The sequence below is a fragment of the Streptomyces sp. NBC_01334 genome (assembly GCF_035983595.1).
Lineage (GTDB): Bacteria > Actinomycetota > Actinomycetes > Streptomycetales > Streptomycetaceae > Streptomyces > Streptomyces coriariae.
The window spans coordinates 4,020,983-4,040,623 of the sequence record NZ_CP130718.1 but is presented as its reverse complement, the minus strand read 5'-3'; the positions used below and the strand labels follow the sequence as shown (position 1 = coordinate 4,040,623).

Here is a 19,641-nt window from a genome sequence, read left to right as displayed (position 1 = left end):
GAGGCGTGGCAGTCGTCGATGTATCCGAAGAGCTCAAGTCCCTCTCCTCGACCATGGAGTCGATCGAGGCCGTTCTGGACCTCGACAAGCTGAGGGCAGATATCGCCGTGCTCGAGGAGCAGGCGGCCGCGCCGTCCCTGTGGGACAACCCGGACGAGGCGCAGAAGATCACCAGCAAGCTGTCCCACCTCCAGGCCGAGGTCAGGAAGGCGGACGCGCTGCGCAGCCGGATCGACGATCTCTCCGTGCTGTTCGAGATGGCCCAGGAGGAGGACGACCCGGACACCCTCGCCGAGGCCGAGTCCGAGCTCACCTCCGTCAAGAAGGCGCTGGACGAGATGGAGGTCCGTACGCTGCTCAGCGGTGAGTACGACTCCCGCGAGGCGCTCGTGAACATCCGTGCCGAGGCCGGTGGCGTCGACGCCGCCGACTTCGCGGAGAAGCTCCAGCGGATGTACCTGCGGTGGGCGGAGCAGCACGGCTACAAGACCGAGATCTACGAGACCTCGTACGCCGAAGAGGCCGGCATCAAGTCGACCACCTTCGCCGTGCAGATCCCGTACGCCTACGGCACCCTCTCCGTGGAGCAGGGCACGCACCGGCTGGTGCGGATCTCCCCCTTCGACAACCAGGGGCGTCGGCAGACCTCCTTCGCGGGTGTCGAGATCCTTCCCGTGGTGGAGACCACCGACCACATCGAGATCGACGAGTCCGAACTGCGGGTCGACGTCTACCGGTCCTCCGGCCCCGGCGGCCAGGGCGTGAACACCACCGACTCCGCGGTGCGCCTCACCCACCTGCCCACCGGCATCGTCGTCTCCTGCCAGAACGAGCGGTCGCAGATCCAGAACAAGGCGTCCGCGATGAACGTCCTCCAGGCCAAGCTGCTCGACCGGCGCCGGCAGGAGGAGCAGGCCAAGATGGACGCGCTCAAGGGCGACGGCGGTAACTCCTGGGGCAACCAGATGCGTTCGTACGTCCTGCACCCGTACCAGATGGTCAAGGACCTGCGCACCGAGTTCGAGGTCGGTAACCCCGAGGCCGTGTTCAACGGTGAGATCGACGGGTTCCTGGAAGCCGGAATTCGCTGGCGCAAGCAGCAAGAGAAGTAACTTTGTCGACAAGGCAACCGCCCCTGAATCAGGGGCGGTTGCTTTTTACATCACATTCACAGCACCAACGACACGCAAAGCGCCCCGACTTGGACATTGCGTACGCAACGACCTTGACGATGCTTTGAAAAGTGGGGAAGGTGCAGTGTGGCATGCGTATCTCTGGGGCGCATGTGAACCGGGGGCTTCAGCTACAGCTCAGCTACCTCCGTCGATCACGGCCCCGGGCGCGGCCTCATCGACGATTCAGCTACTGGGGGTAGCAGCTATATGACCAAGAAGACGCGGATCCGGTTCGCGCGGATAGCCGCCGGCGCCGTGATCGCCGCGGGCGCCTCGCTGACGGTCGCCGGCGTCGCCTCGGCCGACGACGACGCGCTTGTCGACACGAGCACGGTCGCCACTGCCGGCGACGACGACCCGTGCGACATCGTCACCACTCCTGACTGTGACCCGACCACGACCACGGGCGGATCGACCACGACGACGGGCGGTTCGACGACCACGACGGGCGGATCGACCACGGACGGCACCGCCTCCGTCGGCGGCGCCGCCTCCATCGGCGGGACGGTCACCATCGGCGGCACGTCCAGCACCGGTGGCGACCCCACCACGGGCGGCTCCACCACGACCGGTGGCAGCTCGACCACCGGCGGTTCCTCCACGACCGGTGGCAGCTCGACCACGGGTGGCTCCACCACGACCGGTGGCAGCTCGACCACCGGCGGTTCCTCCACGACCGGTGGCAGCTCGACCACGGGTGGCTCCACCACCGGCGGCAGCTCGACCACCGGCGGTTCGAGCACCACCGGCGGTGACGACTCCACCGGCGGATCCACCACCGGCGGTTCGGCAACCACCGGCGGTGGCTCCACCACCGGCGGCACCGACACCGACGGCACCTCCACCCAGGAGGAGGGCAGCTCCGCGCTGACCGACACCTCGGACTCCGCCGCCGACACCAGCGCGCAGGGTGGTGGCAAGGAGCTCGCCGAGACCGGTGCCGGCCAGACCACCTTCCTGATCATCGGGGCCGCCACGATGATCGCCGGCGGCATCGGCTTCCGGGTGCTGCCGCGCCTCGCGGCCGGCCGCGACGGAGCCGCTGCCTGACGTCAGGTGGTCGCGTCCGTACGTGACGTACACGCGAAGGGGCCCGGAGCGATCAGCTCCGGGCCCCTTTCCGTGTGTGTCCGGGGGTCACGCGCTCTGGTGGGCCAGCAGCGCCAGCGCTGCCACCAGCACCGCGAGCAGCGCGATCAGCGCCATCGGGTTCAGCCCCGCGAAGAAGTTGTCCTGTTGCTGCAGCCGCTCGCGGTTCGCGCGGCACACCGGGCACCGGCCCTCGCTCACGGGCGCGGCGCAGTTAGCGCACACCAGCCGGTCGTACGTCATGCGCTCGCCCTCCTAGCACCGGTTCCACGTACACAACGCTTCGGGGAACGGGAACGTTCCCCCTCCACTGTGCCAGGTTCCTCCGTGGGCCGCGCGGCCCACCCGGAGAGCGGGGGGCGTACAAAGTCCCGTACAAAAACGCACAAGCCCCACTCAACCCCTCGCGACGCCTGCGCCGCCCTCCCCGGTTCGCGTATGGTCACGCTCATCTACCCCCGGCGACCCGTGGTGCACCCGTGATCCGATTCGACAACGTCTCCAAGGTCTACCCCAAGCAGACCCGCCCCGCACTCAGGGATGTCTCCCTCGAGGTGGAGAAGGGCGAGTTCGTGTTCCTCGTGGGATCCTCCGGCTCCGGCAAGTCCACCTTCCTGCGGCTGGTCCTCCGCGAGGAGCGGACCAGCCACGGTCAGGTGCACGTCCTGGGCAAGGATCTCGCGCGCCTCTCCAACTGGAAGGTGCCGCAGATGCGCCGCCAGCTGGGGACGGTCTTCCAGGACTTCCGGCTGCTGCCGAACAAGACGGTGGCGGAGAACGTCGCCTTCGCGCAGGAGGTCATCGGGAAGTCGAAGGGCGAGATCCGCAAGTCCGTGCCGCAGGTGCTCGACCTCGTCGGGCTCGGCGGCAAGGAGGACCGGATGCCCGGTGAGCTGTCCGGCGGTGAGCAGCAGCGTGTCGCCATCGCGCGCGCCTTCGTGAACCGGCCCAAGCTGCTGATCGCGGACGAGCCCACCGGCAACCTCGACCCGCAGACCTCCGTCGGCATCATGAAGCTGCTCGACCGGATCAACCGGACGGGCACGACCGTGCTGATGGCCACGCACGACCAGAACATCGTGGACCAGATGCGCAAGCGCGTCATCGAGCTGGAGCAGGGCCGCCTCGTCCGCGACCAGGCGCGCGGCGTCTACGGCTACCAGCACTGACCGCCCCCGCCATCGCCCCCGCCCTCGCGGAAGTCCCCGGAAAGGCCTGAACAACTCGCCATGCGCGCCCAGTTCGTACTGTCGGAGATCGGTGTCGGTCTCCGCCGCAACCTGACGATGACCTTCGCCGTCGTCGTCTCCGTCGCCCTGTCCCTGGCGCTCTTCGGCGGGTCGCTCCTGATGAGCGACCAGGTCAGCACGATGAAGGGCTACTGGTACGACAAGGTCAACGTCTCGGTGTTCCTCTGCAACAAGAGCGACGCCGAGTCCGACCCGAACTGCGCCAAGGGCGCGGTCACCGCGGACCAGAAGAAGCAGATCAAGTCCGACCTCGACAAGATGGGGGTCGTCGAGAAGGTGACGTACGAGTCGCAGGACGACGCGTACAAGCACTACAAGGAGCAGTTCGGCGACTCCCCGCTGGCCAGCTCCCTCACGCCGGACCAGATGCAGGAGTCGTACCGCATCAAGCTGAAGGACCCGGAGAAGTACCAGGTCATCGCGACCGCCTTCGACGGGCGCGACGGCGTGCAGTCCGTGCAGGACCAGAAGGGCATCCTGGACAACCTCTTCGGGCTGCTCAACGGCATGAACTGGGCGGCGCGGGCGGTCATGGCGCTGATGCTCGTCGTGGCGCTGATGCTGATCGTCAACACGGTGCGCGTCTCTGCCTTCAGCCGACGGCGTGAGACGGGGATCATGCGGCTCGTCGGCGCCTCCGGCTTCTACATCCAGGCGCCGTTCATCGCCGAGGCCGCGGTCGCCGGGCTGATCGGCGGCACGGTCGCCTGCGGATTCCTGGTGATCGCCCGGTACTTCATCATCGACAACGGCCTGGCCCTGTCCGAGAAGCTGAACCTGATCAACTTCATCGGCTGGGACGCCGTGCTGACGAAGCTTCCGCTCATCCTCGCCACGAGCCTGCTGATGCCCGCGTTGGCCGCGTTCTTCGCGCTGCGCAAGTACCTGAAGGTGTGACGCACGCCCCGCGGGCCGTACGGTCAACCGACCGTACGGCCCTTCGCGTTCCCCTAGACTCACCGCCATGTCAGGCCGTGACCTGTTCTGTCAGCCCCGCCGTTTCGGCCGCGGGGCCGCCCTGACATTGGTGTTCGCGAGCGTGCTCGTCGCCGGCGCCGCCACCGGATCCCTGCCGGGCGACCCCGCGCAGGGCGGGCGGAGCGCCTCGGGCGCCGCCCCCTCCCCGGCCCCCGCCGGCCGCTCCGAGGACGTGACGCGGGCCGCCGAGGAGGCCGCCGCGGACGGCAAGTCCCCGATGGAGGCCGCCGAGCGTGCCGTCAGCCGCAGCGGGGACCGCTGGGCGGCCGTCTACTCCGAGGGCGAGTACGAGGAGTTCGAGGCGTCCCTCGACGGCCGGTACACCGGCGTCGGGCTGGAGGCGCGAGGCGACCGGGACGGCCGGATCGAGGTGACCAAGGTGCAGTCGGGATCGCCCGCGGCCGCCGCCGGGATCCGCGCGGGCGACCGGCTGCGCAGCGTGGACGGACGGTCCGTCGAAGGCCTCCCGGTCACCGACGTCGTCTCCTTACTGCGCGGTGACGCCACGGGCGCGACCGCCGGCAGCTCCGTCCGTCTCGGCCTGGAGCGCGGCACGCGCGCGTGGAGCGAGACCCTGCGCCGCGCGCTCCTCTCCACGGACGCCGTCACCGTCCACCAACTTTCCGACGACACCACCGTCATCACCGTCGCCGCGTTCACCAAGGGCGTCGGTGACAGCGTGCGCAGCGCCGTCCGCCGGACCCCGGCAGGGGCCGGGATCGTCCTCGATCTGCGCGGCAACTCCGGCGGCCTGGTCACCGAGGCCGTCTCCGCCGCCTCCGCCTTCCTCGACGGCGGCCTGGTCGCCACCTACGACGTCGACGGCGACCAGCGCGCCCTGCACGCCGAGGACGGCGGCGACACCACCAGCCCCCTGGTCGCACTTGTCGACGGCGGCACGATGAGCGCCGCCGAGCTGCTCACCGGCGCCCTCCAGGACCGTGGCCGCGCGGTCGTCGTGGGCTCCCGCACCTTCGGCAAGGGCTCGGTCCAGATGCCGAGCCGACTGCCCGACGGCTCCGTCGCCGAGCTGACCGTCGGGCACTACCGCACTCCCTCCGGTCACGGTGTCGACGGCCGGGGCATCACCCCCGACCTGGAGGCGGACGACGGGGCGCTGGAGCGGGCCGAGACCGTGCTGAGCGGCCTCGGGGACGTGCCCTGAGCGACCGCCGTGTAATCGGCTTTCCCTCAGCGGGCCTCCGGGTGCGAAACTGGCTCCACTATGAGCAAGGGAATGTACGTACCGAAGGAGTCCCAGCCGAAGCAGGGCGGGGCGGCCGCGTCCGGCAAGGTCAAGGACGGCAAGCGCAAGATCGTCGCGCAGAACAAGAAGGCCCGGCACGACTACGCGATCATCGATGTCTACGAGGCCGGTCTCGTCCTCACCGGCACCGAGGTGAAGTCGCTGCGCGAGGGGCGCGCCTCACTGACCGACGCCTTCGTCCAGATCGAGGGGAACGAGGCGTGGCTGCACGCCGCGCACATCCCCGAGTACTTCCAGGGCAGCTGGACCAACCACTCCGCGCGCCGCAAGCGCAAGCTGCTGCTGCACCGCGAGGAGATCGACAAGCTGGCGGTGAAGTCCGAGGAGACGGGCCACACGATCGTGGCCCTGGCCGTCTACTTCAAGGACGGCCGGGCGAAGGCCGAGATCGCGCTGGCGCGCGGCAAGAAGGAGTACGACAAGCGGCAGACCCTGCGCGAGCAGCAGGACCGCCGGGAGACGGACCGGGTGATCGCGGCGGAGAAGCGCAGGCAGCGGCACGCGTGACCGCCGCCCGCGCAGCCGCCGCACGCGGGGTCGCGGGGAATACAGTGGCACCGTCGTGCGTTGGTCACGTACGATGGCACCTGTGCCTCACAGCAGGCACGAACCCTCTCCGGAGGGATTGAAAAATCAACATGGGGATGATCGGTTTCGACAGCGACTGTTGAAGCAGGGGAAGCGTGTCGAGGAAGCGGCAATGATCTCGTAAACCATATGTCGCAAAAAATAATCGCCAATACCAAGAGCGATTCCCAGTCCTACGCCCTCGCTGCCTAATAAGCAGTGATGTAGGACCCTAAAGGGTGTCAGCCCGGGAGTGTTCCCGGCCCGGATCCTGGCATAATCTAGGGAACTAAACCATCTGGCCCGGTCACGGGGTCGGATGGGAAATCAAACAGTGACTGGGCCCGTCGGCGACTTGTTCGCGTGATCACCGGGGCCGAGAAAATCACAGCGAACTGCACACGGAGAAGCCCTGATTCTGCACCGTTGGACGCGGGTTCGATTCCCGCCATCTCCACTCATCCCATGTGAACAAGAACCCCGTCGCTCCCGAGCGGCGGGGTTTTTGTCGTCACGCGTCGGACTAAGAGAGGGAGGCCCGGTGGACGACCCGCCGCACATCACGCTCCTGGGCGAGTACCACGCGCGCCCGCTCCGCAGGGGCCCCTACGACGACTTCGCCCCGGACGACCCCACGGCCGCCCTCGGCCTGTCCGCCGCCCTGGTCGCCGACCTGTCCGCCTGGGCGAGCGGTATCGACGCCGCCATGAACACCTGGCTGGCCGACCGTGACGACTTCCGCTGGGACGCCGCGTTCCTGCGCCTGCACGAGGAGGGCGAGACGCTGGCCGAACGCCTCGCCCGGGAACTCGCCCCCGGTCGGACCGTGGGCTACGAAGGCGTCCAGGGCGTGTCCTGCGCGCTCCTGGGGACCCGCCTCGGCAACCCGGTCAGCGTGGACTGACCGTCCGCGGCGCCGTACTCGCCCGCACGGTCAGCGCGGGCGGCAGCAGGGTCGCCTCGGGTACGGTCTCGCCGCCGAGCTTGCGCATCAGCAGCTCCACCGCCCGCTCACCCACCTCCGCCGACGGCAGCGCGATGGAGGTGACCGGCACCCGCAGCCCCGCGGCGAGCTCGTCGGGGCAGATCGCCGTGACCGACAGATCGCCGGGGACCCGCAGGCCCAGCTGCTCGAACGCGTCGACGAGGGGCTCCAGGACCGCCTCGTTGTGGACCACCACCCCCGTCAACGCGGGCTGCTCGCGCAGCAGCCGCTCCGCCGCCCGGCGGGCCGCGGCCGGGGTCGCCTCGCAGGGGTGGACGGCGGAGGCGAGCCCCGCCCGGTCGGCGGCCGCGGTGAACCCCTGGACCACGCGCTGCGCGAAGGCCGTCCCGCGCACGTACACCTCGGGCGGCGAACCGACCAGCCCGACCACCCGGTGCCCGAGCTGCGTCAGATGCTCCACGCACCGCTCGCCCGCCCCCCGGAAGTCGAGGTCGATGCAGGTCAGCCCGTCGGCCTCGAGCGGGAAACCGATCATCACGGATGGCCGGTCCAAGGAGCGCAGCAACGGCAGCCGGGGATCGTGGAGTTGGACGTCCATCAGGATCAGCGCGTCGACCAGGGCCGTGTCCGCGACCCTGCGCAGCCCCTCCTCGCCCTCCTCCTGGGTCAGCAGCAGCACGTCGTGGTCGTGCCGGCGGGCCGCCGTCACCACCGACACCGCGAACTGCATGACGACCGGGACATGGATGCCGGCCCGCAGCGGCACCACGAGCGCCAGCACGTTCGAGCGGCTGCTGGCCAGCGCGCGGGCGCCGGCGTGCGGACGGTAGCCCAGTGTCCGGGCGGCCTCCTCGACCCGCCGCCGGGTCTCCTCGGAGATCGGGCGCTTGCCGCTCAGCGCGTACGACACCGTGCTGGGGGAGACCCCGGCGTGCCGCGCCACATCGGTGATCTTCACCATCAGGCCTGCTCCCGGTCGTCCGGGGTCTCCAGGGTCAGGAAGCCCGTGCCCGCCGCCGCCCGCGCGACCCGGTCCCCGGCCGCCAGCGCCCACGGCGCCGAGGGATCGCTCGCGGAAGCCCGCAGGGTGTCCCCCTCCCGTACGACGGTGAAGGTCACGTCCCCGACCCGTACCGTCACCTGGGCGCCACGCTCCAGGCCGTAGGTGCGCAGGGTGACCCCGTCGGCGTGCGGGTAGTCCGGCCGGTCGGCGTGGGCGCCCACCGGGAGCACCGCGCCCGGCCGCACCAGCAGCGGCAGGCCGAGGAACCCGTGGCGTTCGCGCACCCAGCGCGGCCCGGTCACCGTCCGTCCGGTGACGTAGTGGGTCCAGGTGCCCTCGGGGACGTAGTACGTCACGTCCCCCGCGTCGCTGAACACCGGCGCGACCAGCAGGTCCGGGCCGAGCATGTACTGCCGTTCCAGGTGCGCGCAGCCGGGATCCGCCGGGAACTCCAGCACCATAGCCCGCATCATCGGCGTGCCCTCCTCGTGGGCGACGCGGGCGGCCTCGTACAGGTAGGGCATGAGCCGCAGCTTCAGCCGGGTGAAGTGCCGGGCCACGTCCACCGACTCCTCGTCGAACAGCCAGGGCACCCGGTACGAGGAGCTGCCGTGCAGTCTGCTGTGCGAGGACAGCAGGCCGAAGGCCAGCCAGCGCTTGAACAGCGCCGGTGTCGGTGTGCCCTCGAAGCCGCCGATGTCGTGGCTCCAGAAGCCGAACCCGGACAGGCCCAGGGACAGGCCGCCGCGCAGCGACTCCGCCATCGACTCGTACGTCGCCTCGCAGTCACCGCCCCAGTGCACCGGGAACTGCTGGCTGCCGGTGGTCGCCGACCGCGCGAAGACGACCGCCTCCCCCTCGCCCCGGTGCTTGCGCAGCACGTCGAAGACGGTGCGGTTGTAGAGGTACGTGTAGTAGTTGTGCATCCGCTCCGGGTCCGAGCCGTCGGACCAGGTCACGTCGACCGGGACGCGCTCGCCGAAGTCGGTCTTGAAGCAGTCGACGCCCTGTGCGAGCAGCGCCTCCAGCTTGGCCGCGTACCAGTCGCGGGCGGCGGGGCTGGTGAAGTCCACGAGGGCCATGCCGGGCTGCCACAGGTCCCACTGCCAGACACCGCCGTCCGGCCGCCTCAGCAGATGGCCGAGCGCCCTGCCCTCCGCGAAGAGCGGCGACCGCTGGGCGATGTACGGGTTGATCCACACGCTGACGTGCAGGCCCTTCGCCTTCAGCCGGGCCAGCATGCCCTCCGGGTCGGGGAACACCCGTGGGTCCCAGCGGAAGTCGCACCAGTTGAACTCCCGCATCCAGAAGCAGTCGAAGTGGAAGACGGAGAGCGGGAGTTCGCGCTCGCGCATGCCCTCGATGAAGGAGGTCACCGTCTCCTCGTCGTAGGAGGTGGTGAACGACGTCGACAGCCACAGGCCGAACGACCAGGCGGGCGGAAGGGCGGGGCGGCCGGTGAGGGCGGTGTACTTGCGGAGGATGTCCTTCGGGGTGGGGCCGTGGATGACGTAGTACGTCAACTCCTGTGTCTCGGCGCTGAACTGGACCCGGGAGACGGCCTCCGAGCCGACCTCGAAGGACACCTTGCCCGGGTGGTCGACGAAGACGCCGTAGCCCGCGTCCGTGAGGTAGAACGGCACGTTCTTGTAGGCCTGTTCGGTCGCCGTGCCGCCGTCGGCGTTCCAGATGTCGACGACCTGGCCGTTCTTGACCAGCGGGCCGAAGCGCTCGCCGAGGCCGTAGACGGAGGTCCCCACTCCCAGGTTGAGCTGCTCGCGCAGGTAGTGGCCGCCGGTGGCCGCGTCCCGCATGATGCCCATGCCCTTGGGGCCGCTGGAGGTGAGGGTGCGGCCATGGGCGAGGAACTCCACGTGCCAGGGGCCGGAACGGGCGACCTTCACGGAGAGCGCGCCGGAGGTCAGGGTCGTGTACGCGTCGTCGTAGGAGAGCAGGGGGGCGGGCTCCGCCTCGGTGAGGTCGAAGGCCGGCTCGCGGGGCCGCTCGCCCGTGAAGTGGGTGAGGGTGAGGCCGACGACGTCGGGCATCGGGGTGTGGGCGGTGATCGTCATGACCGGTCCCGTCATCAGGTCGCCGCGGCTGCGGATGGGCCGGGTCGGCGCGTGGATCTCCAGGACGCCGTCCGACTCGACGACGTCGAGGACCTCGGCCGGGTGGGCGGCCGTGACGCCCTCGCGCAGCAGCCAGTAACCGTCGGTGAACTTCATGGGTGGGGGGTCCTTACTGCTCGGTCCTCACTACTTCACGGCACCCACGGCGATACCGCGGGTGAGGGTCCGCTGGAAGACGAGGAAGAAGACGAGGGCCGGGAGTACGCCGAGGAGGGCGGCCGCGTTGGTCATCGTGGCGTCCATCAGGCGCTGCCCCTGGAGGACACCGAGGGCCACCGACACGGTCTGGTTGTCGTTGGAGATCAGCATGACCAGCGGGAGCAGGAACTCGTTCCAGGTCCAGACGAAGAAGAAGACCAGCAGCACACCGAGGGTGGGCCGGCTGACGGGGACGACGATCCGCCACAGCACCTGCCACTTGTCGGCGCCGTCGATCCGGGCCGCCTCGATGATCTCGCGCGGGAACCGGCTCAGCACGGCGGAGAGCAGGTAGGTGCCGAAGGCCGCCTGGATCACCGTGAAGACGATGATCACGCTCAGCCGGGTGTCGTACAGGCCGGCCTGCTTGCTCAGGTAGTACACCGGGTAGACCAGCGCCTCCTGCGGAAGCATGTTGGCCAGCACGAAGAAGGCCAGGACCCAGGTGCGGCCCCTGATCCGCCCGATGCCGATCGCGTAGGCGTTCAGCACCGACAGGACCACCGCCCCCACCGCCACCGAGCCGCTGATCAGAACCGAGTTCAACAGCTTGCGGCTGTAGTCGACGCGCTCCCAGAAGTCCTTCAGACCGTCCAGGTACAGGCCGTCGGGCAGGCTCAACGGGCCGTTCCGCGCGTACTCCGCCGGGGACTTGACCGCGTTCACGGCGACGATCAGAAAGGGGACGATCATGAAGAGGGCGGCCAGGCAGAGGGCCAGGAGGACGGGGTAGCGGCGCAGGGCTCGTACGGCCTTCATGTCCGGAGTCCTTCCTCCGCGTCCTGCGCCCGGGTCTGCAGCCGCAGGCCGACCAGGGAGAGGGCGAGGATGATCACGGTGAGCACGGTGGAGATCGCGGCGCCGTAGCCGACCTGCGTCTTCTCGAAGAACGTGGCGAAGGAGAAGTAGGAGGGGACGTTCGTCGCGCCGCCGGGGCCGCCCTTCGTCAGGACGTACACCGCGCCGAACACCTTCAGCGCGGCGATCGTGCACCAGGTCAGGACGACGTAGATCTCCGGGCGGATCTGCGGCAGCGTGATGTGCGCGAAGCGGCGCCACCAGCCGGCGCCGTCCAGCTCGGCCGCCTCGTACAGCTGCGGGTCGACGCGTTCCAGTCCCGCCATGAAGACGACCAGCGGGAAGCCGAGCTGCACCCACACCATCACGCCCATGACGCTGTAGAGCGCGAGGTCGGGGTCGCCGAGCCAGTCCTGCCGCCAGGAGCCGAGACCGACGGCCTGGAGCAGCTCGTTGAGCGAGCCGTCGTCGGGCGCGAGGATCCAGCTCCAGACGATGCCGGCGACCGCGATCGGCAGCACCTGCGGGAGATAGAAGCAGGCACGCAGGACGGCCGCCGTCCGGCTGCCGAAGTGCTTGCCGACGTAGTCGAACAGGGCGGCGGCCAGGACCAGTCCGACGGCCGTGGGAAGCGCCGCCATCGCGACGACCATGAAGAGGCTGTGCCGGAAGCTCTCCCAGAACTCCGCGTCGTCCAGCAGCTCACGGTAGTTGGCGAGTCCGGCCCACTCGGGGCTGCCCACGCCCTGCCAGTCGGTGAGGCTCACCCCGGTGTTCATCAGGAACGGCACGATGACGACGGCGAGGAAGGCGAGGGCGCCCGGGAGCAGGAACAGCGCGTAGGAATCGCGGGCACGGCGCGGGTGAGGGGACCCGTCCTGCTTGCCGGTCACCCGCCCGCCGCGTTCGACGGTCACCGTCATGTCTTCGGTACGCCCTTGTCGTACGCCTCCTGCAGCGCGTCCAGATAGCCGTCGGGTTTCTCGCTGCCGGTGATCAGCTTCTGGGTCTCGGAGACGAGGACGTCGTAGAAGCCGGGGACCGGCCAGTCCGGGTAGAAGGCGAGTCCGTCGCGGCCGGACAGGGTGTTGAAGTTGGCGATGAGCTCCTTGGACTTCGGGTCGGTGATGGCGGCGGTGTCCGCCGCGACCGGGACGCCGCCCTTGTTGCCGAGCAGGTTCTGGATCTTCTTCGACATGGTGATGTCGATGAAGTCGTAGGCGAGCTCCTTGTTGTGGGCGCTCTCGGGGACGACCCAGAGGTTGCCGCCGGAGCCCGGGGTGAGGTTCGAGCCGGGCCACAGGGTGGTGCCCCAGTCGAACGTCGCCTCGTCCTGGAAGCGGCCGTACCACCAGCTGCCGGAGAACAGGATCGGTGCCTTGCCCTGGAGGAAGGAGATGCCCGCGTCCTCGGCCTTGGCGCTGGTGGAGCTCTTGCCGATGTAGCCCTTCCTCACCCAGTCGGCGAAGGTGTCGGCCGCGTACGTCCAGGCGGCGTCGTGGAAGTCGGTCTTGCCCTTGTACAGCTCGTAGGAGTCGACCCAGGAGCGGTCCGCCCTGGACAGGGCCAGTTGGTAGACGTACTGCTGGGCCGGGTACTCGGCGCCGGAGTTGGCGAGCGGGGTGATCTCGTGCTCGGTGAAGGTGTCCATCGCCGCGACCAGGTCGTCGAACGTCCTCGGCTCGGTGAGCCGGTACTTCGCGAACAGGTCCTTGTTGAAGTAGACCATCGTGTACTCGGCGTAGTTGGGCACGCCGTACCACTTGCCGGAGCCCATCACGCCGTTCGTGTCGTACCGGCTGGTGGTGCGCACGCCCGGGCTGAGCAGCTTGTCCCAGCCGCGCTTCGTCACCTCGGCGGACAGGTCGGTGAGGAGCCCCTGCTCGGAGAGCAGGCCCGCCGTCGCGTTGCCCTTGTTGTACTCCATGAGGTCGGGCGCGTCGGAGGAGTTGAGGACCATCGGGGCGGTCTTCTGGATCTGGTCGAAGCTCTTCTCCTCGAACTCCACCTTCACGCCCGGGTGCTGGGCCTCGAACTCTTTGATCGCCGCTGTCCAGGCAACGCCCATCGCGCTGTTCGGGGCCTCGTAGTGCCACAGCCGCAGGGTCTTGGCGTCGGAGGGACCGCCGCCGTCCGAGCCGCCGCAGGAGGCCAGGAGCAGCGATCCGGCGAGGACCGCCGCCGCGCTCGCCGTTCCCCGTCGTGCGATCACACGCCTTCGTGCCGTCAACATCCTGTGCCTCCAGGGGAGTCGGATGGATCTGAGGGCGTCACGGTGCGTCCATCGAATCGATTCGATGGGTGACGTCGAAGCGCTTCGACGGGGGAAGTTATGTGGCTGCTGTGGTCACGTCAATGGGGCGGGTGGGAAAAACGGGCAATCCGACGTTGGCGCCAGTGAACTTTCCGGCCATGCCTGGTGTGGCCCTCCGCCGCCCCCTCGGTGTCGGTCTTTTGTACCTATATACCGCTTGTGTGGCGAACGAGGCCGACCGTCTCGATCTGCGATGTGCATCGAGGGGTCACTTTCGTGATCGCTGTGATCGAGTGCGACCGCCGAGGCTTGACCAGCGGCGATTTTCAGTCATGGACAAGGGCATGAATTCTGTCCATGTATGACACATCGCGAACACAGGGCCCAAGCCTGCGCTAGATTCGTAGACCTGAGCGCAATGGGATAAATGGGGCGCGAGAGCTGGGTGGGGGCCCGGTTCATCGGCGTGCGCTCAGGGTCGTCGGCGCACCCGGAACAGTTCCGTGGGGGGAAGTACGCACATGAAGAATTGGCGAGAAGACGCCCAACCGGAGTGGCCGGCGGCGGCATCGCCGACCCGGGACGCGCCGGTCGTGGGGCCGGGATCCCAGAGCCTGGCAGGGATCGGGGGGCAGCCTCTGACGTCCGTGGCGGGAGAAAGCACTAGATACCGGTCGCTCATGGATGTACCGCGAGAAAGCGGCCTCCTGTCGGGCTCGAACACCCCGAACACCTCGAACGGGCTTTCCGAAAACGAACGGTCGAGTGATCTCCGGGACCCCTGGGGAGAGGAGCCCGGCGGCGCGCACGGGGAGGAGAGCGACCCGGGCGAGGTGACCGTCCAGCTCGACCCCCTGAAGAAGGGGCGACCGGACGGTTCCGATGCCGCCTCCGACGTCCCGGTGTTCGTCGACGAGTCGGGCCGGCGCAGCCGTACGTTCCGCCGTATCGGCATCGTCGTGGGTATCGCCTGCGGGGCGTACGCCGTCGTCATCGTGGCCGCGCTGCTCTCGGGCAACGCGGGCGCGCCCTGGCTGCCGGTCCCCGTGCCGGGCCAGGCCGACGAGAAGCCGGCGGCCGGCAAGGTGGACGGCACGTCGGCGCCCGACAAGTCCGCGAGCCCGCGCCACGGGGTTCCCGGTGGCACGGTTCCGGGCGGCTCGGGTGCCACCGCGACCGCGTCCGGCGCGGTGCCGGGCAAGCCGGGCGCGAGCAAGGCGCCGGGTGCGTCGGGGAGCGCGGCTCCGTCGGGCAAGGCGTCCACGGCGGCGCGGCCCTCGGCGAGCGGGGCCACTCGCCCCAGCACCGGCGCGACGGCCACGGGCTCCTCGGCGCCCGGTCCGAGCGGCCCGGTGGTCGCACCGACGCCGCCGTCCACGCCACCGCCGGCGTCCTCACCCGCCGCCTCTCCCTCCGCGTCCTCCGAGCCGTCCCCGGCCGGCGGGGCCTCCACCACGGTCGCTGACGGCCCGCCGGAACCGGTACCGGCGGCATCGACCCCGGCAGCCTGAACGGGACCCGTGCGAGTCCTCGGCCGACCGGCCTCACGGACGCCACCGGCCTCGGCGCACGGTGAACCCCGCCGCCGAGCCCGGCTTCGGAGCGGCGGCCGACGAACACCGCACCGACCACCGCCGTAGTGGCTGCACCTGGGCAGGGGCCGGAGCTTTGGCCGTCCGGGCCAGGACCGGGGCGTCGGCCACCCGGGCCGGGAATCGGGGCTTCGGCCATCCGGGCTCGGGGCCGAGGCTTCGGTGTTCAGGGGCCGGGCCTGTGCTTCGGCCATCAGCGGCCGGGGCCGGGCTTCGGCCCTGGGGGGCGGCAGTTCTCGGCCGCCGGGCCGGTGCTCCGGTCACGCGGGCGCAGGGCGGCCGTCGTCGTTCCACCACGGCTGCACCACCGCACCGCGATTCGGGCTCCCGCCTCCGGGACCGGCCCGGGATCCGGACCCGCCGGTCCGCTCCGGCCCGCATCGCCGGGCTCGACACAACCGGCCCGGAAACAACCCGACCTGACGGCCCCGGCACAACGACCCAGCGCAACAGCCCCGGCACAACGACCCCGACGTGACAGCCCCGACCTGCCAACCCCGACCTGACGGCCCCGACGTGACGGGGCCCGGCACATGAAGTCCGAACTTGTCAGCGATGTCTTGATGCTCGCTCCTCGCCGCTTCAGCTCGCGGCGCGTACCTCGCCCGACCTCGTCTCCGGAGAACCACCTCTCATGGCACCACGTACCAGCCGCCGCTCGACCCGACGGTCAGCTGTCGGGCAGCCCGCGCACTCGTCCGGCGGCCACGCCGCGTCCGCTTCACCGTCGACGGGGGACGCGCCAGGAGGTGAGTCGGCCGGCGGGCCGCGCGGCGGTGGGCGGCGGTCCTCCGGCCGGCGGTCCGGCCCGAGGCAGGGCCGGGGCCGCGCCCCGGGGCACGCGGCCGGCGGCTCCGCGCACGCCGCGCCGCCGTCACCCGAGCGCCGGCGGCTGGTGTCGCTCCGGCTGCGTCATCTGCTGCCGCTCGTCGTGCTCGTCGCGATGATGGCGATGCTGATGCTGCGCGGCTATGTGCACAGCGAGATCCTCGCCGACTACCGCATCCGCCCCGAGGCCGCCGCCGACAAGGTGCCGCAGAAGGTGCTCGACGGCGGCCCGGTCGTCGACACCCGGAACGGGCAGCAGACCAGCCTGGGCGTGCCGGACCACCGGATCGTGCTCACCTTCGACGACGGGCCCGACCCGAAGTGGACCCCCGAGGTCCTCGACGTCCTGAAGAAGCACCACACGCACGCCGTCTTCTTCATCACCGGCACCATGGCCTCCCGCTACCCGGACCTGGTCCGGCGGATGGTGGACGAGGGCCACGAGATCGGGCTGCACACCTTCAACCACCCCGACCTCTCCTACCAGTCGAAGAAGCGCATCGACTGGGAACTCACCCAGAACCAGCTGGCCCTGGCAGGAGCCGCGGGGATCCGGACCTCGCTCTTCCGGCCGCCCTACTCCTCCAGCACGGACGCCCTCGACAACGCCTCCTGGCCGGTCACGCAGTTCGTCGGCACCCGTGGCTACCTCACCGTCTTCACCACCGCCGACAGCGAGGACTGGCGCAGGCCCGGGGTCCGGGAGATCATCCGCAACTCCACGCCGAAGGGCGGCAAGGGCGCGATCGTCCTCATGCACGACTCCGGCGGCGACCGCCACCAGACGGTCCGGGCCCTCGACACCTACCTTCCCGAACTCCAGGGCAAGGGCTACACGTTCGAGAACCTCACCGAGGCCCTGGAGGCCCCGAGCGCGCACACCCCGGTCACCGGGCTCGACCTGTGGAAGGGCAGGGCCTGGGTCTTCCTGGTCGAGGCCTCGGACGACATCACCGCCGTCCTGGTCGTCGGTCTCGCCGTCATCGGCGTCCTGGTCTTCGCCCGCTTCGGGCTGATGCTCCTGCTCTCCGGGATCCACACCCGCCGTACCCGCCGCAAAGGCTTCGTCTGGGGGCCCGACGCGCCCGTCACCGAACCGGCGTCGGTGCTCGTCCCGGCCTACAACGAGGCCAAGTGCATCGAGAGCACGGTGCGTTCGCTGATGAAGAGCGAGCACCCGATCGAGATCGTCGTCATCGACGACGGCTCCAGCGACGGCACCGCCCGTATCGTCGAGGACCTGCACCTGCCCGGCGTCCGCGTCGTCCGCCAGCTCAACGCGGGCAAGCCCGCCGCCCTCAACCGGGGCATCGCCAACGCCCGGCACGACCTCATCGTGATGATGGACGGCGACACGGTCTTCGAGCCCTCCACGGTCCGTGAACTCGTCCAGCCCTTCGCCGATCCGAAGGTCGGCGCGGTCGCAGGCAACGCCAAGGTCGGCAACAAGGACACCCTGATCGGCGCCTGGCAGCACATCGAGTACGTGATGGGCTTCAACCTCGACCGCCGGATGTACGACGTCCTGCGCTGCATGCCCACCATTCCGGGGGCCGTCGGGGCGTTCCGGCGCAGCGCGCTCGACCGGGTCGGCGGCATGAGCGACGACACCCTCGCCGAGGACACCGACATCACCATGGCCATCCACCGGGACGGATGGCACGTCGTCTACGCGGAGAAGGCGCGCGCCTGGACCGAGGCGCCCGAGTCAGTGCAGCAACTGTGGTCGCAGCGCTACCGCTGGTGCTACGGCACCATGCAGGCGATCTGGAAGCACCGCCGCGCCCTCGTCGAGGGCGGACCGTCGGGCCGCTTCGGCCGCGTCGGCCTCCCGCTCGTCTCCCTCTTCATGGTGGTCGCGCCGCTCCTCGCCCCGCTCATCGACCTCTTCCTCGTCTACGGCCTGCTCTTCGGCCCGACCGGCAAGACGATCGCGGCCTGGTTCGGCGTCCTCGCCGTCCAGGCGGGCTGCGCGGCGTACGCCTTCGTCCTGGACCGCGAGCGCCTCACCCCCCTCATCTCCCTCCCGCTCCAGCAACTCCTCTACCGCCAGCTGATGTACATCGTCCTGCTCCAGTCCTGGATCACCGCCCTCACCGGCGGCCGGCTGCGCTGGCAGAAGCTCCGCCGCAAGGGCCAGGTGGCGGCCCCGCCCGGCGTGGCGGCGGCGACCGCGGACGGAGGAGCGGCCTGATGAGCACCCACCCGACGGACACCACGGCCGAGTTGCCCGAACTGCCCCACGCCTCGGCCCGGACCACCGTGCCGGAGCAGCAGGGACCAGAACAGCAGGGTTCAGGGCAGCAGGACTCCGAGAACAAGGGCGCCGAGAAGAAGGGCGGTGGCCGGGACCGCTACTTCGACCTGCTCCGGGCCATCGCCCTCTTCCGGGTCGTCTTCTACCACCTGATGGGCTGGGCCTGGCTGCCCGTCGTCTTCCCCTCCATGGGCGTGATGTTCGCGCTCGCCGGCAACCTCATGGCCCGCTCGCTGGCCCGCCGCCCCGCGCTGGGAGTCGTACGAGGCCGGCTGCGCAGGCTGCTGCCCCCGCTGTGGCTGCTGGGCGCGGTCGGGGTGACGGGCATGCTGGTGGCGGGCTGGGGCCCGGACGAGGAGGGGCACCCCGGCTGGTGGTGGCTCCACCTCGCCTACTGGATCCTGCCGCTGAGCGACCCGCCGTACGGCGATGCCCTGCCCGGTGTGCACGGGCTGATCAGCGACGGCTGGGCCGGCGACCTGGGCGTACCCCTCTGGTACATCCGCGCCTACCTCTGGTTCGTGCTGCTCTCCCCGTTCCTGCTGCGTGCCCTGCGCCGGCTGCCCTGGCCGACGATCCTCGCGCCCGTCGCGCTGTCCGCCGCCCTGGAGTTCGGCTCACTGTCGGTGCCGGGCTGGCGGCTGGAGGCCCAGCTCAGCGACTTCGGCGCGTTCGGCGCGTGCTGGCTGCTGGGCATGGCGCACCAGGAGGGCGTGCTGCGTCGCCTGCCGCGTTATGTGGTGCCGTCCCTGGCCCCCGCGGTGGCGGGAATCGGCCTCTGGTACACCCTGACCCACGACCTCAGGGAAGGCCACGACCTGGACGACATGCCCTTCGCCCAGTCCCTGTGGTCCTTCGCCGCGGTGCTGCTGCTCCTGCACCTCAGCCCGTCCTGGTCAGAGTGGCCGGCCGGGCTGCGCCGCTGGGACCGGCTGATCACCCTGCTCAACTCCCGTGCCGTGACGATCTACCTGTGGCACAACGTCTGCATCGGGGTCGTGGAGGCCCTGTGGGACCGGCTGTGGGGCATCTCCTGGCTGGAAACGAACGCCTCCTGGGTCCTGGAGAGCCCGTGGCCGCAGCTGCCCGCCGTCTGGCTGCTCACCGCGGCCTGTGTGATCTGCTTCGGCTGGGTGGAGGATCTGGCGGCCCGCCGCAGGCCACGCCTGTGGCCGGACGGCCGGGTCGGCGCCGGAACGCACCGGTCCTGAACGCACCGGTCCTGAACGCACCGGTCCCGAACGGCACCTTCAGCCCCCCGAACCGGACCCCGTGTGCGCCTCCGTGCAGCGCTGCAGGCCGCCGTA

16 protein-coding genes and 1 other RNA gene are annotated in these 19,641 nt (G+C 70.1%); 11 read left to right on the top strand and 6 right to left on the bottom strand.

What is annotated here, in order from left to right; translation table 11 throughout:
• Nucleotides 1–5 precede the first annotated feature (5 nt).
• Together prfB and OG736_RS18055 are read left to right on the top strand one after the other, a co-directional pair.
• Nucleotides 6–1,112 carry a peptide chain release factor 2 gene (gene prfB / locus OG736_RS18060; protein WP_054240261.1) on the top strand — a complete coding sequence of 369 codons (1,107 nt, stop codon included), beginning with the start codon at nucleotides 6–8 and terminating at the stop codon, nucleotides 1,110–1,112.
• Nucleotides 1,113–1,382: 270 nt separating this feature from the next.
• Nucleotides 1,383–2,225, top strand: a complete 843-nt coding sequence (locus tag OG736_RS18055; RefSeq protein WP_327183362.1) for a hypothetical protein — start codon at nucleotides 1,383–1,385, stop codon at nucleotides 2,223–2,225.
• A gap of 87 nt (nucleotides 2,226–2,312) precedes the next feature.
• Here the strand turns inward: OG736_RS18055 and OG736_RS18050 are convergent, their stop codons facing one another.
• Entirely contained in the window at nucleotides 2,313–2,507 is a 195-nt protein-coding gene (locus OG736_RS18050; RefSeq protein ID WP_327183361.1) for a hypothetical protein, read from the bottom strand.
• Between the two features lie 236 nt (nucleotides 2,508–2,743).
• Between OG736_RS18050 and ftsE the strand changes: the two genes are divergently transcribed.
• The 6 genes from ftsE (at nucleotide 2,744) to OG736_RS18020 (ending at nucleotide 7,230) form a co-directional block, all read left to right on the top strand.
• Nucleotides 2,744–3,433, top strand: a complete 690-nt coding sequence (gene ftsE / locus OG736_RS18045; RefSeq protein ID WP_020132390.1) for a cell division ATP-binding protein FtsE — start codon at nucleotides 2,744–2,746, stop codon at nucleotides 3,431–3,433.
• 60 nt (nucleotides 3,434–3,493) lie between these two features.
• Entirely contained in the window at nucleotides 3,494–4,411 is a 918-nt protein-coding gene (ftsX, locus tag OG736_RS18040; protein WP_020132391.1) for a permease-like cell division protein FtsX, read from the top strand.
• A gap of 67 nt (nucleotides 4,412–4,478) precedes the next feature.
• A complete protein-coding gene (locus tag OG736_RS18035; RefSeq protein ID WP_327183360.1) occupies nucleotides 4,479–5,657 on the top strand; it encodes a S41 family peptidase in 1,179 nt (392 codons plus the stop codon).
• Nucleotides 5,658–5,717: 60 nt separating this feature from the next.
• Nucleotides 5,718–6,266: an SsrA-binding protein SmpB gene (gene smpB / locus OG736_RS18030; protein WP_327183359.1), complete on the top strand. Its 549-nt coding sequence runs from the start codon at nucleotides 5,718–5,720 to the stop codon at nucleotides 6,264–6,266.
• Nucleotides 6,267–6,399: 133 nt separating this feature from the next.
• Nucleotides 6,400–6,786, top strand: a transfer-messenger RNA (tmRNA) gene (gene ssrA, locus OG736_RS18025).
• A gap of 81 nt (nucleotides 6,787–6,867) precedes the next feature.
• Entirely contained in the window at nucleotides 6,868–7,230 is a 363-nt protein-coding gene (locus OG736_RS18020; RefSeq protein ID WP_327183358.1) for an immunity protein CdiI family protein, read from the top strand.
• On the opposite strand, the gene OG736_RS18015 is transcribed toward OG736_RS18020, so the two are convergent.
• Genes OG736_RS18015 through OG736_RS17995 form a run of 5 tightly spaced genes read right to left on the bottom strand, consistent with a single transcriptional unit; the run spans nucleotide 7,217 to nucleotide 13,636 of the window.
• Nucleotides 7,217–8,233, bottom strand: coding sequence for a LacI family DNA-binding transcriptional regulator (locus OG736_RS18015; RefSeq protein WP_327183357.1), 1,017 nt, complete (start codon nucleotides 8,231–8,233; stop codon nucleotides 7,217–7,219). The two genes, OG736_RS18020 and OG736_RS18015, sit on opposite strands and share 14 nt — an antisense overlap.
• The gene (gene yicI / locus OG736_RS18010) at nucleotides 8,233–10,503 is read right to left on the bottom strand and encodes an alpha-xylosidase (RefSeq protein WP_327183356.1); all 2,271 of its coding nucleotides are present in this window, start codon (nucleotides 10,501–10,503) and stop codon (nucleotides 8,233–8,235) included. The genes OG736_RS18015 and yicI overlap by 1 nt, the downstream gene beginning before the upstream one ends.
• Before the next feature lie 30 nt (nucleotides 10,504–10,533).
• Nucleotides 10,534–11,364 (bottom strand): carbohydrate ABC transporter permease, encoded by an 831-nt coding sequence (locus tag OG736_RS18005; RefSeq protein WP_327183355.1) that lies wholly within the window; start codon nucleotides 11,362–11,364, stop codon nucleotides 10,534–10,536.
• The gene (locus tag OG736_RS18000; RefSeq protein WP_327183354.1) at nucleotides 11,361–12,326 is read right to left on the bottom strand and encodes a carbohydrate ABC transporter permease; all 966 of its coding nucleotides are present in this window, start codon (nucleotides 12,324–12,326) and stop codon (nucleotides 11,361–11,363) included. Before OG736_RS18000 ends, OG736_RS18005 begins: the two co-directional genes overlap by 4 nt.
• On the bottom strand, nucleotides 12,323–13,636 hold the full coding sequence (locus OG736_RS17995; RefSeq protein WP_327183353.1) for an ABC transporter substrate-binding protein: 1,314 nt from the start codon (nucleotides 13,634–13,636) through the stop codon (nucleotides 12,323–12,325). The genes OG736_RS18000 and OG736_RS17995 overlap by 4 nt, the downstream gene beginning before the upstream one ends.
• A gap of 701 nt (nucleotides 13,637–14,337) precedes the next feature.
• On the opposite strand from OG736_RS17995, the gene OG736_RS17990 reads away from it, so the two are divergent.
• The 3 genes from OG736_RS17990 (at nucleotide 14,338) to OG736_RS17980 (ending at nucleotide 19,545) form a co-directional block, all read left to right on the top strand.
• Entirely contained in the window at nucleotides 14,338–15,168 is an 831-nt protein-coding gene (locus OG736_RS17990; RefSeq protein WP_327183352.1) for a hypothetical protein, read from the top strand.
• Nucleotides 15,169–16,192: 1,024 nt separating this feature from the next.
• The gene (locus OG736_RS17985; protein WP_327187633.1) at nucleotides 16,193–18,271 is read left to right on the top strand and encodes a bifunctional polysaccharide deacetylase/glycosyltransferase family 2 protein; all 2,079 of its coding nucleotides are present in this window, start codon (nucleotides 16,193–16,195) and stop codon (nucleotides 18,269–18,271) included.
• Complete coding sequence (locus tag OG736_RS17980) at nucleotides 18,271–19,545, top strand: acyltransferase family protein (RefSeq protein ID WP_327183351.1); 1,275 nt, start codon at nucleotides 18,271–18,273, stop codon at nucleotides 19,543–19,545. Before OG736_RS17985 ends, OG736_RS17980 begins: the two co-directional genes overlap by 1 nt.
• Nucleotides 19,546–19,641 lie beyond the last annotated feature (96 nt).

What these genes read in the sequence shown, in the direction of transcription:
- smpB (WP_327183359.1), top strand. Translation starts at nt 5,718, where the DNA reads ATGAGCAAGGGAATGTACGTACCGAAGGAGTCCCAGCCGAAGCAGGGC.
- ftsX (WP_020132391.1), top strand. Translation starts at nt 3,494, where the DNA reads ATGCGCGCCCAGTTCGTACTGTCGGAGATCGGTGTCGGTCTCCGCCGC.
- OG736_RS17980 (WP_327183351.1), top strand. Translation starts at nt 18,271, where the DNA reads ATGAGCACCCACCCGACGGACACCACGGCCGAGTTGCCCGAACTGCCC.
- OG736_RS18000 (WP_327183354.1), bottom strand. Translation starts at nt 12,326, where the DNA reads ATGACGGTGACCGTCGAACGCGGCGGGCGGGTGACCGGCAAGCAGGAC.
- OG736_RS18035 (WP_327183360.1), top strand. Translation starts at nt 4,479, where the DNA reads ATGTCAGGCCGTGACCTGTTCTGTCAGCCCCGCCGTTTCGGCCGCGGG.
- OG736_RS18050 (WP_327183361.1), bottom strand. Translation starts at nt 2,507, where the DNA reads ATGACGTACGACCGGCTGGTGTGCGCTAACTGCGCCGCGCCCGTGAGC.
- OG736_RS18015 (WP_327183357.1), bottom strand. Translation starts at nt 8,233, where the DNA reads ATGGTGAAGATCACCGATGTGGCGCGGCACGCCGGGGTCTCCCCCAGC.
- yicI (WP_327183356.1), bottom strand. Translation starts at nt 10,503, where the DNA reads ATGAAGTTCACCGACGGTTACTGGCTGCTGCGCGAGGGCGTCACGGCC.
- OG736_RS18005 (WP_327183355.1), bottom strand. Translation starts at nt 11,364, where the DNA reads ATGAAGGCCGTACGAGCCCTGCGCCGCTACCCCGTCCTCCTGGCCCTC.
- OG736_RS17995 (WP_327183353.1), bottom strand. Translation starts at nt 13,636, where the DNA reads ATGTTGACGGCACGAAGGCGTGTGATCGCACGACGGGGAACGGCGAGC.
- OG736_RS18055 (WP_327183362.1), top strand. Translation starts at nt 1,383, where the DNA reads ATGACCAAGAAGACGCGGATCCGGTTCGCGCGGATAGCCGCCGGCGCC.
- OG736_RS17985 (WP_327187633.1), top strand. Translation starts at nt 16,193, where the DNA reads ATGATGGCGATGCTGATGCTGCGCGGCTATGTGCACAGCGAGATCCTC.
- OG736_RS17990 (WP_327183352.1), top strand. Translation starts at nt 14,338, where the DNA reads ATGGATGTACCGCGAGAAAGCGGCCTCCTGTCGGGCTCGAACACCCCG.